Here is a 15,115-nt window from a genome sequence, read left to right on the forward strand (position 1 = left end):
GAGGAACCCAGTGGCCCAGACCACGGTCGACATCGACGACGAGACTCCGTCCAGCTACACCTCCGAGACCACCGCACCGGCCGGCCGCGGCCAGTCGCTGACGGCCCCTGCCCAGGCCCTCGGCCGCCGCAAGGAGGCGGTCGCGCGTGTGCGGCTCGTCCCCGGCACCGGCCAGTGGACGGTCAACGGCCGTTCGCTGGAGGACTACTTCCCGAACAAGGTCCACCAGCAGCTGGTGAACTCCCCGCTCAAGCTCGTGGACGTCGAGGGTCGCTTCGACGTCATCGCGCGGATCAACGGCGGCGGGATGTCCGGCCAGGCCGGCGCCCTGCGCCTGGGCATCGCCCGCGCGCTCAACGCGATCGACGCCGAGCACAACCGTGCGGCGCTCAAGAAGGCCGGCTTCCTCACCCGCGACGCCCGCGTGGTGGAGCGCAAGAAGGCCGGTCTGAAGAAGGCCCGCAAGGCGCCGCAGTACTCCAAGCGCTGACGCGACATCGACTGCACGGTGGCCCCGCCGGTCCGACGAGGACCTGCGGGGCCACCGCTGTGTGAGGCACCGCCCGGTACGGTGCTCGGGGACGAAGGAGTCGGGGATGGGTGCACTTTTCGGCACGGACGGCGTCCGTGGTCTGGCCAACAGGGACATCACCGCAGAGCTCGCCCTGGACCTGTCGGTCGCGGCGGCCCGGGTGCTGGCCAGCCGCGGTGTGTTCGCCGGGCACCGGCCGCGCGCGGTGCTCGGCCGTGACTCCCGGGCGTCGGGGGAGTTCCTCTCGGCAGCCGTCGGGGCCGGGCTGGCCTCGGCCGGGGTGGACGTGATCGACGTCGGTGTGCTGCCCACGCCCGCGGTCGCGTACCTCACGGCCCACATCGGGGTGGACCTGGGGGTCGTGCTGTCCGCCTCGCACAACCCGATGCCGGACAACGGCATCAAGTTCCTGGCCCGTGGCGGGCACAAGCTCGACGACGAGCTCGAGGACGCCATCGAGGCGCAGCGCGGGTCGTCGTGGCAGCGTCCCGTCGGGGCGGACGTCGGCCGGATCAAGATCGACGGCGGTCGCGCCGGTGCGCAGTACGTCGAGCACCTCGTCGCCACCGTGAGCACGCCGCTCGACGGGCTGCGCATCGCGGTGGACTGCGCCAACGGTGCGGCCAGCGAGGTCGGCCCGCAGGCGCTGCGCGAGGCCGGTGCCGACGTCGTCGTCATCAACGCCTCGCCCGACGGCCGCAACATCAACGAGAAGTGCGGTTCGACGCACCCCGAGCAGCTGCAGGCCGCCACGGTCGCGTCCGGGGCCGACCTCGGTGTCGCGTTCGACGGCGACGCCGACCGGTGCCTGGCGGTGGACCACCGCGGGGTGCTCGTCGACGGTGACCAGATCATGGGCACGCTCGCGCTGTCCATGCATGAGGCCGGGACGCTCGTCGACGACACCCTCGTCATCACCGTGATGAGCAACCTCGGGCTCCGGCTCGCGATGCGCGAGGCGGGCATCACCTGCATCGACACGTCCGTCGGTGACCGGTACGTGCTCGAGGCCATGCGCGCCGGGGGGTACTCGCTCGGTGGCGAGCAGTCCGGGCACATCATCTTCGCGGCGCACGCCACCACCGGGGACGGTGTGCTCACGGCCCTGCAGCTGGCGTCCCGCATCGCCGCGACCGGACGCACGCTCGCCGATCTCGCGGGCGTGGTGCACCGCCTGCCGCAGACCCTCGTCAACGTCTCGGGGGTGGACCGTGCAGGTGTCGACTCCGATGCGGCGCTGGCCGCCGCCGTCGGGGCCGCCCAGCTCCGGTTGGGGGAGACCGGGCGGGTGCTGCTGCGGCCGTCGGGCACCGAGCCGCTCGTGCGGGTCATGGTCGAGGCCGGCACCCAGGACGACGCCGACGCGGTCGCCCACGACCTGGCCGATGTCGTGCGCGAACGACTGGCGCTGTGAGCGGACGACTCGCCCGGTGAGCGGGCGGACGGGCACGGCACGACCGGAGGAACTGATGTGGTGACGAACCCGCTGCGGGAGCAGGTGCTCCGGCTGCTCGCGCTCGCCGGTGACGGGCCTGCCCCGATCACCCAGGCGGGCGACCCGGTGCTGCGCGCCGTGACCCGCCCGTACGACGGTGAGCTGGCCGACGACGAGCTGGCTGCGCTGCTCGAACTCATGTTCGTCACCATGCGGGCGGCGCCCGGGGTCGGTCTCGCCGCACCGCAGATCGGGCTGTCGGTCGCCCTCGCCGTCGTCGAGGACCCGGGGCTGGGCCATCCGGACCTCGCGGCCGCACGCGAGCGCAGCCCGCTCGCGCCCCGGGTGCTCGTCAACCCGGCGTACACAGCGGTCGACGACGAGAGGGTCGGGTTCTACGAGGGCTGCCTGTCGGTCGAGGGGTACACCGCGGTCGTCGCCCGGTACCGCAGCGTCCACCTCACGGGGGCCGACGAGCGCGGAGGTGCGCTGGACGAGGTGCTCACGGGCTGGCCGGCCCGGATCATCCAGCACGAGACCGACCACCTGGGCGGGATCCTCTACCTGGACAAGGCCGAGCTGCGCTCCCTGGCGGCGTCGGCGGGCTGGGGCGGGCACTGGGCCTCGGAGCCGGTGCCCCGCACGTCGGCCGCCGAGCTGGGCTTCCGGCTGCCGTGAGGCCGTTCCTCTTCCTCGGGGTGCGGGAGCAGGACGACGCCGCGGACGACGAGTACGCCGCGATGCTCACGGCGACCGGCCTGCACCCCGACGACCTGCACCGGGTGCGCGTCGAGGCGGCCCCGCTGGGCGAGCTCGACCTGACCGCCTACTCCGGGCTGCTGCTCGGGGGCGGGCCGTTCTGCGTGAGCGACCCGGAGGAGACCAAGTCGGCGCTGCAACGGCGCGTCGAGCGTGACCTGGACGCCCTGCTGGACCGGGTGGTCGCGGCCGACACGCCCTTCATGGGCTGCTGCTACGGGATCGGCACCCTGGGTCGGTACATCGGTGCGACCGTCGACACCACCTACGGCGAACCGGTGGGTGCCGTGCGCGTCGAGCTCACGCAGGCCGGGCTGCTCGATCCGGTGCTCGGTGCAGCCGGCGGAGCCTTCACCGCGTTCGTCGGGCACAAGGAGGCCGTGCACCGGCTGCCCGCCTCTGCGGTGCCGCTGGCCCGGTCGGACGCGACGCCCGTGCAGGCCTTCCGGGTGGGGCAGCACGTCTACGCCACACAGTTCCACCCCGAGCTCGACTTCGCCGGACTGCAGCTGCGGGTGCGAGCCGTCGCGCACCACGGGTACTTCCTGCCGGACGAGCTCGACCAGGTGCTCGCCCGGGCGGCTGCCGCGGGGGTCGACACGGTGCCGCCGGTGCTGCGACGGTTCGTCGAGGTGCACGCGCACTGACCTCTCGCTCATCCCATGGGCGGGTCACGATCAACCCGTGGGGTGATGTCGCCGAGGTCACATCGACGTACCGTGGGGAGCTCCGGGATCGCGCCGCGGCCGGACTCACGTGTGCGACAGAGCGGGGAACGACATGGATCAGCTCGAGCTGTGGGCCGAGGGGCTCGCCGGCTCCGGCTGGGTGTATGTGGTGATGTACCTGTTCGCGACGATCGACGGATTCTTCCCGCCGATCCCCAGCGAGTCGTTGGTCATCGCCCTCACCGCGCTGTCCTTGTCGACGGGAAACCCACAGCTGGTCCTGCTCGTGCTGGTGGCGGCGGCCGGGGCGTTCAGCGGCGACCAGATCGCCTACCAGATCGGCACCAAGGTCGCGGTGCGGCGGCTGCGGCTGTTCCGCGGGCCGCGCGGCCAGGCGGCGCTCGACCGGGCCGAACGGGCCCTGGCCGAACGGGGCGCCTCCTACGTGATCGCCGCCCGGTACATCCCGGTCGGTCGGGTCGCGGTCAACATGACCGCGGGTGCGCTGCGCTACCGCCGGCGCCGGTTCGTCATCGCCGACATCATCGCCTCGCTCATGTGGGCCGTGTACTCCACCGTCATCGGGGCCGCCGCTGGGGCGGTCCTCGGCAAGAACCCGCTGGTCGCGGTGGCCGTCGGTGTCGTGGGCGGGGTGCTCCTCGGGCTCCTCGTCGACCAGCTCATGCAGCGGTGGGCGGCCCGCGCCGGTGGGCCCGCCGCCCGGGCGTCCGCCGACCCGCCGTCGCAGCCCACCGGCACGTCGGTGGCCCCGCCCGAAGACGAGTCCGACCAGCCCCTGCGGGACCGGCCGAGGGTCTGAGCGGCCCGCAGGCCCGGCGAGGGCCGGGCCGGACGGTTCAGAGCTTGCGCAGCCGGACGTGCTCGATCGAGTGGTCCGCGCCCTTGCGCAGCACGAGCGTCGCCCGCTCACGGGTCGGCTTGATGTTCTCCTCCAGGTTCGGGGCGTTGATGTCGTCCCAGATCTGGCGTCCGACGGCGCGCGCCTCGTCGTCGGACAGGTCGGCGTACCGGCGGAAGTACGAGCCGGGCTGGGCGAACGACGTCTGGCGCAACGAGAGGAACCGGTCCACGTACCACTGGCGCACGTCGTCGGTGCGCGCGTCGACGTAGATCGAGAAGTCGAAGAAGTCGCTCACCGCGAGGTTCGAGCGCCCCGTCGGCCGGGCCGGCTGCAGCACGTTGAGGCCTTCGACGATCAGCACGTCCGGTGAGCGGACCGTGATCTGCTCACCAGGGACGATGTCGTAGGCGATGTGGTCGTACACCGGCGCGGTGACCTCGGCGCGACCGGCCTTCACCGAGGCGACGAACCGCAGCAGCGCCCGTCGGTCGTACGACTCCGGGAACCCCTTGCGACCCAGCAGGCCCCGACGCTCCAGCTCGGCGTTGGGGAGCAGGAACCCGTCCGTCGTGACCAGCGCCACCCGCGGGGTCGCCGGCCACCGGGCGATGAGCTCGCGCAGCAGCCGCGCCGTCGTGGACTTGCCGACGGCGACCGACCCGGCCACCCCGATGACGAACGGCGTGCGGGGGGTGTCCTCGTGCAGGAAGGCCGCGCTGGCGGCGTGCAGCCCGCGGGTGGCGCCGATGTACAGGTCGAGCAGCCGGGACAACGGGCGGTAGACCACATCCGCCTCGGCCAGGTCGATGGGGTCGCCGATCCCGCGCAGCCGACGCACGTCCTGGTCGGTGAAGGGCAGCGGCGTCGACGCGGACAGCCGCGCCCAGGCATCCCGGTCGAGGTCGACGTAGGGGGAGGACGAAGACACGGCGTCGATTGTGCCGGATCGCGACGCCCCCGGACGCCGCGGGGCCCGGAGGTAGCATCGGCGCCATGTGCGGCATCGTGGGATACGTCGGGAGCGGACCGGTCAGCACGCGGGGGCTCGAGGTCGTCATCGAGGGTCTGCGTCGGCTCGAGTACCGCGGCTACGACTCGGCCGGGGTCGCGCTCGTCGTTCCCGGCGTCGGGCTGGCCACCGCGAAGAAGGCCGGCAAGCTCGCCAACCTGGTCGAGGAGCTGGACGCACACCCGCTGCCCGCCGCCGGTGCCGCGATCGGGCACACCCGCTGGGCGACGCACGGCGGCCCGACGGACACCAACGCGCATCCGCACGTGGCCGGCAAGATCGCGGTGATCCACAACGGCATCGTGGAGAACTTCGTCCGGCTCAAGGCCGATCTGCTCGCCCAGGGAGCCGTCTTCACCTCCGAGACGGACACCGAGGTGGTCGCCCACCTGCTGTCCGCCGCCTACGACCTCACCGGTGACCTCACGGCGGCGATGGCCACCGTGGCGCGCTCGTTGGAGGGCACGTTCACGCTGCTCGCCGTGCACGCCGACCACCCGGAGGAGGTCGTCGGCGCCCGGCACGACTCCCCGCTGGTCGTCGGGCTCGGGGAGGGGGAGAACTTCCTGGGCTCGGACGTCGCGGCGTTCATCGCGCACACCCGTGAGGCCCTCGAGCTGGGCCAGGACGAGATCGTCACGATCACTGCGACCTCCGTGCAGGTCACCGACTTCGACGGGAACCCGGCCCATGCCCGGCGGTTCACCGTCGACTGGGACGCCGCCGCCGCCGAGAAGGGCGGCTTCCGGTCCTTCATGGACAAGGAGATCGCCGACCAGCCGCAGGCCGTCGCCGACACGCTGCTGGGTCGCACCGACGCCGCCGGGCGCCTCGTGCTCGACGAGCTCCGGATCGACGAGGCGGTGCTGCGCAGCATCGACAAGATCGTCGTGGTGGCCTGCGGGACGGCGGCGTACGCCGGCCACGTGGCCAAGTACGCCATCGAGCACTGGTGCCGGATCCCGGTCGAGGTCGAGCTGGCGCACGAGTTCCGGTACCGCGACCCCGTCGTCGACGAGCGCACGCTCGTGGTCGCCATCTCCCAGTCGGGCGAGACGATGGACACCCTCATGGCCGTGCGGCACGGGCACGAGCAGGGCAGCACCACGCTGGCCATCGTGAACACGCACGGCTCGACCATCCCGCGCGAGTCCGATGCGGTGCTCTACACCCACGCCGGGCCCGAGGTGGCGGTCGCCTCCACCAAGGCGTTCCTCGCCCAGATCACCGCGGCCTACCTGCTGGGTCTGTACCTGGCCCAGCTGCGCGGCAACATGTTCGCCGACGAGGTCGCGACCCACCTCGCCGAGCTGCGCGCGATGCCGGCCAAGATCCAGACCGTGCTCGACCGGGCCGGCCGCGTCCGGCAGATCGCCCGCTGGATGGCCGACACCCAGACCGTGCTGTTCCTCGGCCGGCACGTCGGCTACCCGGTGGCGATGGAGGGCGCGCTCAAGCTCAAGGAGCTCGCCTACATCCACGCCGAGGGGTTCGCCGCCGGTGAGCTCAAGCACGGGCCGATCGCGCTCATCGAACCCGGGCAGCCTGTGTTCGTCGTCGTGCCGTCCCCGCGCGGGCGGCACTCGCTGCACTCCAAGGTGGTCTCGAACATCCAGGAGATCCGGGCCCGCGGGGCCCGCACCCTGGTGATCGCCGAGGACGGCGACGAGGACGTGGTGCCGTTCGCCGACGAGGTGTTCCGGGTGCCGCAGGCACCGACCCTGCTGGCCCCGCTGCTCACCGTCGTGCCGCTGCAGGTGTTCGCCTGCGAGCTGGCGAACGCCAAGGGGCTGGACGTGGACCAGCCGCGCAACCTCGCCAAGTCGGTCACGGTCGAGTAGCGGCCGCACGGCGGTGGAGCTGCGCGCGGCCCAGAGCGAGGTCGAGACGATCTCGCGGGTCTACGCGCGCCTGCACGGCATCGAGCGCACCGACGACTGGCTCGTGCTCAAGCTCACCGAGGAGGTCGGCGAGCTCACCCAGGCCTACCTCGCGGCCTCGGGGCGCTCGCGGCGGGAGCCGGACACCGGCGCCGTCGCCGCCGAGCTGGCCGATGTGCTGGCCCACCTGCTGCTGCTGGCCGAACGGTTCGACGTCGACCTGGACGCCGCGCTGGAGGACAAGTGGGGCCGCTGGCGCCACCTCGTCACCCCGGCGGACCGGCCGTGATCGTCGGGGTCGGGATCGACGTGGTGGACGTGGCACGGTTCGTCGCGACGCTCGAACGCGCGCCGGGGCTGCGCACGAGGCTGTTCACGGCCGCCGAGCGTGACCTGCCGGCGCAGTCGCTGGCCGCGCGGTTCGCGGCCAAGGAGGCGATCGCCAAGGCGCTGGGGGCGCCGGGCGGCCTGTCCTGGCAGGACTGCACCGTGACCCGGGTCTCCGGGGGTGCGCCGGTCGTGCAGATCATCGGCACCGTCGCGGCGCGGGCCGAGGAGCTCGGGGTGCGCTCGTGGCACCTGTCGCTGTCGCACGACGCCGGGATCGCCTCGGCGGTCGCCGTCGCCGAGGGCTGAGTCTCCCCCGTTCCCGCCTCGGTGCGGACCGCGGGCCGGGCACGGCCGAGCCCGCTGTGCCGGTGCGTGACGGGCCACCTGTGGCGCGTCCGGCGGGCGTCGCTAGTGTCGTGTGACGTGGTGCCACCGGGACAGCGTCGTCCCGGGTCCGACGGCGGAGGGCCTCGTCATGACCGAACACTTCCACCCCCTGGGGAAGCAGCCCTCGGCGGTGACCGTGGCGGCCCAGCGCGCCGCACGTGCGTCGTTGCCCTTCGCCGACCGACGTGACCTCGACGAGGCCCGCCGGGGCTTCATCGCGGCCCCGGCCGCCCGGCAGATCCTCAGCGAGACGGGGCGCGTGGTCTGGGACCTCGGCAGCTACGACTTCCTGCTCGACGGGCAGGAGCTCGACTCCGTCCACCCGTCGCTGCAGCGGCAGGCCCTGCTCAACATGGAGTTCGGCCTCTACGAGGTGGTCCCCGACCGGATCTACCAGGTGCGTGGGTTCGACCTGGCCAACATCACGTTCGTCAGGTCGGACACCGGCTGGATCGTGTTCGACCCGTTGACGGCCACGGAGACGGCTGCCGCGGCGTTGGCCCTGGTGACCGAGCAGCTGGGGGAGCGGCCGGTGGTCGCGGTCGTCTACTCCCACTCCCACGGCGACCACTTCGGCGGTGCGCACGGGGTGGTGGACCTGCAGGCCGTGCGGTCGGGCGCCGTGCAGGTCATCGCGCCGGCCGGGTTCCTCGAGCACGCCGTCGCGGAGAACGTCTACGCAGGCAACGCGATGAACCGCCGGATGTTCTTCCAGTACGGGGTCCTGCTCGAGCGCAGCCCGTACGGCCACGTCGACCAGGCCATCGGCAAGGGCGTCGCCAGCGGGAACGTCGGGCTGATCCCCCCGACCGTGACGATCGAGGACGACCTGCAGGAGCTGGTCGTCGACGGGGTGCGGATGGTCTTCCAGAACACCCCGGGCACCGAGGCGCCCGCCGAGATGAACACGTGGTTCCCGCAGTGGAACGCGTTCTGGGCCGCGGAGAACGTGACCGCCACGATCCACAACATCTACACCCTGCGCGGCGCCCTGGTGCGCGACCCCCTGGAGTGGTCCCGCCAGATCAACCGGGCGCTCTACATGTTCGGACGGCAGGCCGAGGTCATGCTCTCCTCGCACACCTGGCCGCGGTGGGGGAACGAGCGCATCCAGGAGGTCCTGCGCACCCAGCGGGACACCTACGCCCACCTCAACAACGGGGTGCTGCACCTGGCGAACCAGGGCGTGACGATCAACGAGATCCACAACGTCTACCAGGTCCCCGCGAGCCTCGACCAGCAGTGGGCGGCGCGCAGCTACCACGGCTCGGTCGCGCACAACTCCCGCGCCGTCATCAACCGGTACCTCGGGTACTGGGACGGCAACCCGACCACCCTCATCCCGCTGTCGCCACGCCGGTCCGCACCCCTGTACGTCGAGATGATGGGCGGTGCCCGCGCCATCCTCGACCGGGCGCGCAGCCTCGTCGACGACGGCGAGTACCTGCTCGCGACCGAGATCCTGGACAAGCTGGTGCATGCCGAACCGGACGACGTCGAGGCCCGTGAGCTGCTGGCCGACGCGTTCGAGCAGATCGGCTACCAGCAGGAGAGCGCCAGCGTCCGGAACAGCTTCCTGGCCGGGGCGTTCGAGCTGCGCAGCGGCCTGCCGTCGGGCCAGGCGCCCTCGTCCACCGGCCCGGACCTCGTCCGGGCGCTCACGACCGGCCAGCTCCTGGACTTCCTGGGCATCCGGCTGGACTCCTCGGCCGCCGAGGGGCTGTCCTTCGTCGTCAACCTGGTGACTCCGGACAACGGCGAGCAGTTCGTCGTCGAGCTCAGCAACGGGACGCTCACGAACCTCGGTGGCTTCCTCGCCGAGGACCCGGACCTGACGATCACGGTCGACCGGGCAGACCTGGAGGAGGCACTCGTCGGTGCCGTGCCGCTTGCGCAGCAGATCGCCGCCGGGACGGTCGTGCTCGACGGTGACGGCAGCCTGCTCGAGGCGTTCGCGGCCCTCCTGGTCGACTTCGAGCTGGGGTTCGAGATCCTGCCGGGGACGGGCGGCGCGTACCCGCCGCCGGGTGCCGCCCGTGCCGAGGGACCCGGACCGGCCGGCGGGGACTGAGCCCGACCGGCCCGGTCATGACGACGGGGCGTCGAGCAGACGAGCCAGGCGCTTCTTGCGCAGGTTCTGCGCGACCACCCAGGCGATGTCGCCGTCCTGCGCGACCCCGGAGCCAGCAGGGCCCCTGGACAGTGCCTCGAAGACGGGCAGCCCCGTGACCGGGTCGGCAGCCACCGCCACCGACCAGCAGTAGGCCAGGCCCTGCCGGAGCACCCGGACGTCGGCGTCGCGGCGGTGGGCCGACGGGACCTGCCGCAGGTGCTCGGTCGCCTGGGAGCAGGCTGCGAGAGCCGCCGCGGCCATCGCGCCCTCGCGCAGCAGCCGCGGCTCGCAGATCGCCGCGATCCCGGCCCGGACGACGAGCGGGTCCCGGTCGTCGGTCCACGCCCGGACGAGGGCGACCAGCCGGTCGGGGTCACCGTCGCCGATCCGTTGGCCGGCCATCGCCGCGGCCTCGCGCACCCGCCAGGACGGGTCGGCGGCGCGGGCGGTGAGCAGGTCGACGAGGGCGGGGTCGTCGGGGTGCTCCAGCACGAGGCGACCCAGCGTGACGACCCCGCAGCAGCGCAGGTACTCGTCCTCGTCGTCGGCCAGCGTGAGCGCGAGGGCGGGGGTGAGCACGTCGGCCGCCGCGGCCATGAGCTCGAGGTTGGCGCGCGGGCCCGGCAGACCGCTGTGCGCGGTGAGGTAGGCGCGCAGCTCGGCGTCGGGGAGCGAGCGCAGGGCAGCGGCGTGCTCGGTGCGGCGGGTGGTCACCCCACGACCGTGCCACCGTCGGGACGCATCGTCGATCCCGATGGATCAGCGCAGCGCCGGGACGACCTCACGCTCGAACAGCTCGATGCCGGACCGGTCGTAGGCGGCCTCGGCGAAGTAGCACAGCGCGTAGGTCATGCCCAGACCCTCCAGGTGCCGCAGGGTCTCGACGATCTGCTCAGGCGTGCCGACCAGCGGACCGCGGCGGAACTCCTCGGCGACGTTCGCCGCCTTGGCCGGGACCGTGCGGGCGTAGTGCTCCTCGACCCAGGCGATCCTGTCGTCCACCTCGGCCTGCGTCGCACCGATGACCACGTTGTAGTTGGCCGAGCGGGTGATCTCCTCGAACGGGCGGCCGATCGTCTCGCAGTGCCCGCGCAGCACCGCCGACTTGTGCACGAAGCCTTCGGGGGTGCCGTCGAAGTTGGTGTAGGCGGCGTGCTCGGCGGCGATCCGCAACGTCTTCTTCTCGCCACCGCCGGCGACCCACAGCGGCGGGCCGTCGGTCTGCAGCGGCAGCGGCGACAGCTGGGCGCCGGCCACCTGGTAGTGCTCGCCGTCCAGGGTCGCCACGCCGTCGGTCCACATCTGGCGCATGATCTGCACGCCCTCGTCGAGCATCGCGATCCGCACCCCGGCCCGCGGGAAGCCGTAGCCGTAGGCGAGCCACTCGTGCTCGTACCAGCCGGCCCCGATCCCCATCTCGACCCGGCCGCCCGAGACCACGTCGACCGTGGTGGCGACCTTCGCCAGGTGCGCGGGGTTGCGGTACGCCATGCAGGTGCACATCTGGCCCAGGCGCACCTGCCGGGTCGAGGCGGCGAAGGCGGCCATGAGGGTCCACGCCTCGTGCACGGCCTCGCCGTTGGGCTCGGGGACCGCGTGCATGTGGTCGTAGACCCAGACCGACTCCCACGCCTCGCCCGCGTCGGCGTGCGCGGCCAGACCGTGCATGGTCGCCCAGTGCTCGGCCGGTTCGATGCCGACGAGGTCCTGCCGCCAGCCCTGGGGGATGAAGAGCCCGAATCGCATGGCAGGACGCTAGTCGTGCCCGGCGTCGGGAGCACACCGCGGGTCCGGACGGCGCCGGCAAACGTTGCGTGAACGTGAGGTGCGCCCGCTCAGGGGCTCGTGCGGGCGGCCGATCGTGCAGGAGACAGCGCGAGATGGGGGGACAGGACGGAGGACGACATGGACGTGGAAGCGAGCAGCACCGTGCGGCAGACCGGGGTGATGAGCTGGTGGCGGCGGACCGTGCGTCGCCAGGTGATGGCCGTCGCCTTCCTGGGCCTCGTGATGGCTGCAGGGGTCGGCGCGGTGTCCGTGACCTCGTCGAACGTCCAGGGCGACACCGTCGCCCGGTTGGCGACGCTGCAGCGGCTCACCACGCAGGTCGGTGAGATCCGGATGCTCAACTCCGACGTGTCGGGGTGGCAGGTCGCCTACGCCTGGGACGCGCGCAAGATCGGCGGACCGGCGGCGGTGGACCCGTCCTCGGTGAACCGGGCCGGCTTCCTCACGTCCAAGGCCCAGCTGCAGAAGGCGCTCGCCGCCATCGACGCGAACGCCCTCACCTCCGACGAGCAGGCGCTGCTCGCCACGGTGCACCAGCAGTGGGACGCCTTCTTCGCGGTCGACGACCAGGTGGTCACCGACTACCAGCGGGGCACCCCTGCCGACCTGGACGCTGCGGACGCGCGCATCGTCGGGCCGGGCTACGACGCCTACTACGCGCTGGGGACGGCGACGGCCTCGTTGCAGGAGAGCCTCGCCGGACGGGTCGACGCGCTCACCCGGACCTCGGTCACGACCTCGAGCGCGGCACGGTGGTGGACGGTCGGCGTGCTCGTCGTCGGCGGCGGTGCGGGTCTGCTGCTCGCCGGTGGGATCGCCCGGCGGATCAGCCGGTCCGTGCGCTCGGTGCAGACCTCCGTCGCCGCGATGGCTGCGGGCGACCTCACCGTCCCGGCCCCGGTCCGCTCGGTGGACGAGATCGCCGTCATGGCCGGTCAGCTCGACGAGTCCCGGGAGTCGCTGCGGGCGACCGTGCGGGACGTGGCCGACGTGGCCCGCGACGTCGCACGGGCCGCGGAGTCGATCGAGGGTGACGTCGCGCAGGTCGCAGGTGGTTCGCAGCGCACCAGTGCGACCGCGACCCAGGTGGCCGCCTCGGCCGGCAGCGTCAGCCGTGAGGTGCAGACGGTGGCTGCGGGTGCCGAGCAGATGGGTAGCTCGATCAGTGAGATCGCGCAGAACGCGTCGCAGGCGGCGAAGGTGGCGGCTCAGGCCACGGATGTGGCGGCGGCGACCAATGAGCAGGTGGGTCGGTTGGGGGTGTCGAGCCAGGAGATCGGTGCGGTGGTCAAGACGATCACGCAGATCGCTGAGCAGACGAACCTGTTGGCGTTGAACGCGACGATCGAGGCTGCTCGTGCTGGTGAGGCGGGTAAGGGGTTCGCGGTGGTGGCGGGTGAGGTCAAGGACCTGGCTCAGGAGACGGCCAAGGCGACCGAGGACATCGCTCGTCGGGTGGAGGCGATCCAGTCCGAGACGGGGGGTGCGGTGGATGCGATCGGTCAGATCGCGGCGATCGTGGCGCAGATCAACGACTACCAGACGACCATCGCTGCGGCGGTGGAGGAGCAGACCGTCACGACCAACGAGATGAGCCGGGGCATCAGCGAGGCTGCGAGCGGGTCCGGTCAGATCGCCGAGGCGACCACCGACCTGGCCAGCGCCGCGGCCGGGACCAGCGACGTGGTGCAGCGGATGGACGCGGCGGTCACCCAGCTCGCCGCCCGGGCGAGCGATCTCGCCGAACGTGCCGGGCGGTTCACCGTCTGATCCGCCCTCCGTGCGTCCGGGCGGATCAGACGTCCGGACGCACGGGGTGGATCCGCCGTCCGGCAGCGCGGGCTGGACGCACGGGCGGCGTGACCGTCGGGGTGCACGCACACGTCCTGGCGCCGCACCCGGCGCCGGTCCGGTCGAGGCGCGGCAGGATGGTCGGGTGGACCTCGCCTACCTCGCCGCCGACGTGCGTGCCGCCGAGGCGCCCCTGCTGCGTGCCGGGGTACCGCTCATGGACCGGGCGGCCTATGCCCTGGCGGTGCGGTCCGTGGCGCTGCTGCGCCGGTCGGGGCGGCGGGTGCCGGGGGCACGTGTCGTCGTCCTCGTGGGGGCCGGCAACAACGGGGGTGACGGGCTGCACGCCGCGGCGCTGCTGGCCCGGCGGGGGATGGCGGTCGAGGCGGTGCTCGCCGCAGACCGGGTGCACGAGGGCGGGCTGGTCGCAGCACGGGCCGCCGGGGTGCGCACCACCGCGCTGGCTGAGCTCGACCCCCGGACGGTGCACGCGGCCGACCTCGTGCTCGACGCCCTCGTGGGGATCGGCGGCGACGGCTCCGGGGTGCGGGGTGCGGCCGGTGCGCTGGTGGCCGGGTTCGACGCCGCGGGCGGTCGGCGGCCGCTCGTCGTGGCGGTCGACGTGCCGTCGGGCGCCGGGGTGGACGACGGCGGGCTGCGCGGCGCCGTGCTGCGCGCAGACCTCACGGTGACCTTCGGTGCGGCCACGCCGGGGCTGCTGCTGCCGCCGGGGGACACCGTCGCCGGCCGGGTCGAGGTGATCGACATCGGGCTCGACCTGGGCTTGGCGACGCCGGCCGTCGGGCGGCTCACCGGGGCGGACGTCGCGGCGCTGTGGCCGGTGCCGGGGCGGGACGCGCACAAGTACACCCGGGGCGTGCTCGGCCTGGTGGCCGGGACGGCTCGCTACCCGGGGGCCGCCGTGCTCGCGGCCAGCGGTGCGGTGCGCGCCGGGGTGGGCATGGTGAGGTTCGTCGCGGACGAGCCGGCCGGCACCGGGGCGCTGGCGAGCGCTGTGCTCGCGGCCCGCCCCGAGGTGGTGGTCGGCGCCGGCCGGGTGCAGGCGTGGGCGGCCGGCAGCGGGGTCGACCCGCAGGACGAGTCCCGACGCGCCGACCTGGCGGCCGTGCTGGCTGCGGCGCGTGCGGGGGTGCCGACCGTGCTGGACGCGGGCGCGCTGGACGCCCGGGCGCTGGACGCGGGCGCGCTGGCACCGGACGCAGCCGGTCGCCGGTTCGGGTCGCACGTCGTGCTCACACCCCATGCCGGTGAGCTCGCCGCGCTGCTCACGGCGCTGGGCCGGGAGACGGCACGTGAGCAGGTCGAGGCGGCCCCGCTGGCGCACGCCCGGGCAGCGCACGAGCTCACCGGGGCGACCGTCCTGCTCAAGGGCGCGACCACGCTCGTCGTCGGCCCCGGTGTGGTGCTCAGCCAGGCCGCGGACCCAGAGAGCCCGGGAGAACCTGCCCCGGAGCACCGCGCAACGACATCCGAGGAGAACTGTGCCGCTCGACAGCGCGATCAAGCAGTCCATCATGACCGAGTACGCCACGCACGAGGG

Annotated in this window: 14 protein-coding genes; 11 read left to right on the top strand and 3 right to left on the bottom strand. The window is 73.1% G+C overall.

Annotated features, from left to right (window positions below):
* Nucleotides 1-10 precede the first annotated feature (10 nt).
* From rpsI to F2B26_RS01620, 5 genes are all read left to right on the top strand, one after another.
* Nucleotides 11-490: a 30S ribosomal protein S9 gene (gene rpsI / locus F2B26_RS01600; protein WP_159805746.1), complete on the top strand. Its 480-nt coding sequence runs from the start codon at nucleotides 11-13 to the stop codon at nucleotides 488-490.
* A 106-nt stretch (nucleotides 491-596) separates the two neighbouring features.
* Nucleotides 597-1,946, top strand: coding sequence for a phosphoglucosamine mutase (glmM, locus tag F2B26_RS01605; protein ID WP_159805726.1), 1,350 nt, complete (start codon nucleotides 597-599; stop codon nucleotides 1,944-1,946).
* A 60-nt stretch (nucleotides 1,947-2,006) separates the two neighbouring features.
* Entirely contained in the window at nucleotides 2,007-2,645 is a 639-nt protein-coding gene (locus F2B26_RS01610; RefSeq protein WP_235929436.1) for a peptide deformylase, read from the top strand.
* Nucleotides 2,642-3,373, top strand: coding sequence for a glutamine amidotransferase (locus tag F2B26_RS01615; RefSeq protein ID WP_159805730.1), 732 nt, complete (start codon nucleotides 2,642-2,644; stop codon nucleotides 3,371-3,373). The genes F2B26_RS01610 and F2B26_RS01615 overlap by 4 nt, the downstream gene beginning before the upstream one ends.
* A 133-nt stretch (nucleotides 3,374-3,506) precedes the next feature.
* Nucleotides 3,507-4,214 (top strand): DedA family protein, encoded by a 708-nt coding sequence (locus F2B26_RS01620; protein ID WP_159805732.1) that lies wholly within the window; start codon nucleotides 3,507-3,509, stop codon nucleotides 4,212-4,214.
* A 37-nt stretch (nucleotides 4,215-4,251) separates the two neighbouring features.
* Here the strand turns inward: F2B26_RS01620 and coaA are convergent, their stop codons facing one another.
* Nucleotides 4,252-5,184 carry a type I pantothenate kinase gene (coaA, locus tag F2B26_RS01625; protein WP_438939156.1) on the bottom strand — a complete coding sequence of 311 codons (933 nt, stop codon included), beginning with the start codon at nucleotides 5,182-5,184 and terminating at the stop codon, nucleotides 4,252-4,254.
* 65 nt (nucleotides 5,185-5,249) lie between these two features.
* Here coaA and glmS point away from each other — a divergent pair, with 65 nt between their 5' ends.
* From glmS to F2B26_RS01645, 4 genes are all read left to right on the top strand, one after another.
* Entirely contained in the window at nucleotides 5,250-7,106 is a 1,857-nt protein-coding gene (gene glmS / locus F2B26_RS01630; protein WP_159805734.1) for a glutamine--fructose-6-phosphate transaminase (isomerizing), read from the top strand.
* 13 nt (nucleotides 7,107-7,119) lie between these two features.
* Nucleotides 7,120-7,434, top strand: a complete 315-nt coding sequence (locus F2B26_RS01635; RefSeq protein ID WP_159805736.1) for a MazG nucleotide pyrophosphohydrolase domain-containing protein — start codon at nucleotides 7,120-7,122, stop codon at nucleotides 7,432-7,434.
* Nucleotides 7,431-7,781 carry a holo-ACP synthase gene (locus F2B26_RS01640; RefSeq protein WP_159805738.1) on the top strand — a complete coding sequence of 117 codons (351 nt, stop codon included), beginning with the start codon at nucleotides 7,431-7,433 and terminating at the stop codon, nucleotides 7,779-7,781. The genes F2B26_RS01635 and F2B26_RS01640 overlap by 4 nt, the downstream gene beginning before the upstream one ends.
* Nucleotides 7,782-7,950: 169 nt before the next feature.
* Nucleotides 7,951-9,933 (top strand): alkyl/aryl-sulfatase, encoded by a 1,983-nt coding sequence (locus F2B26_RS01645; RefSeq protein WP_159805740.1) that lies wholly within the window; start codon nucleotides 7,951-7,953, stop codon nucleotides 9,931-9,933.
* A gap of 15 nt (nucleotides 9,934-9,948) precedes the next feature.
* Here F2B26_RS01645 and F2B26_RS01650 read toward each other — a convergent pair whose 3' ends face one another.
* Nucleotides 9,949-10,689 (bottom strand): HEAT repeat domain-containing protein, encoded by a 741-nt coding sequence (locus tag F2B26_RS01650; protein WP_201292555.1) that lies wholly within the window; start codon nucleotides 10,687-10,689, stop codon nucleotides 9,949-9,951.
* A 45-nt stretch (nucleotides 10,690-10,734) separates the two neighbouring features.
* Nucleotides 10,735-11,721: an LLM class F420-dependent oxidoreductase gene (locus F2B26_RS01655; protein WP_159805742.1), complete on the bottom strand. Its 987-nt coding sequence runs from the start codon at nucleotides 11,719-11,721 to the stop codon at nucleotides 10,735-10,737.
* Between the two features lie 159 nt (nucleotides 11,722-11,880).
* Between F2B26_RS01655 and F2B26_RS01660 the strand changes: the two genes are divergently transcribed.
* Both F2B26_RS01660 and F2B26_RS01665 read left to right on the top strand, forming a co-directional pair.
* A complete protein-coding gene (locus F2B26_RS01660; protein ID WP_235929437.1) occupies nucleotides 11,881-13,533 on the top strand; it encodes a methyl-accepting chemotaxis protein in 1,653 nt (550 codons plus the stop codon).
* A gap of 166 nt (nucleotides 13,534-13,699) precedes the next feature.
* A partial coding sequence (locus F2B26_RS01665) for a bifunctional ADP-dependent NAD(P)H-hydrate dehydratase/NAD(P)H-hydrate epimerase (protein WP_159805744.1) occupies nucleotides 13,700-15,115 on the top strand: 1,416 nt, incomplete at its 3' end.

It is taken from the genome of Cellulomonas citrea (assembly GCF_009829685.1).
Lineage (GTDB): Bacteria > Actinomycetota > Actinomycetes > Actinomycetales > Cellulomonadaceae > Cellulomonas > Cellulomonas citrea.

Bases quoted from the DNA above. Each gene is read 5' to 3' on its own strand.
- glmM (WP_159805726.1), top strand. From the start codon at position 597: ATGGGTGCACTTTTCGGCACGGACGGCGTCCGTGGTCTGGCCAACAGG.
- F2B26_RS01660 (WP_235929437.1), top strand. From the start codon at position 11,881: ATGGACGTGGAAGCGAGCAGCACCGTGCGGCAGACCGGGGTGATGAGC.
- F2B26_RS01620 (WP_159805732.1), top strand. From the start codon at position 3,507: ATGGATCAGCTCGAGCTGTGGGCCGAGGGGCTCGCCGGCTCCGGCTGG.
- glmS (WP_159805734.1), top strand. From the start codon at position 5,250: ATGTGCGGCATCGTGGGATACGTCGGGAGCGGACCGGTCAGCACGCGG.
- F2B26_RS01655 (WP_159805742.1), bottom strand. From the start codon at position 11,721: ATGCGATTCGGGCTCTTCATCCCCCAGGGCTGGCGGCAGGACCTCGTC.
- F2B26_RS01645 (WP_159805740.1), top strand. From the start codon at position 7,951: ATGACCGAACACTTCCACCCCCTGGGGAAGCAGCCCTCGGCGGTGACC.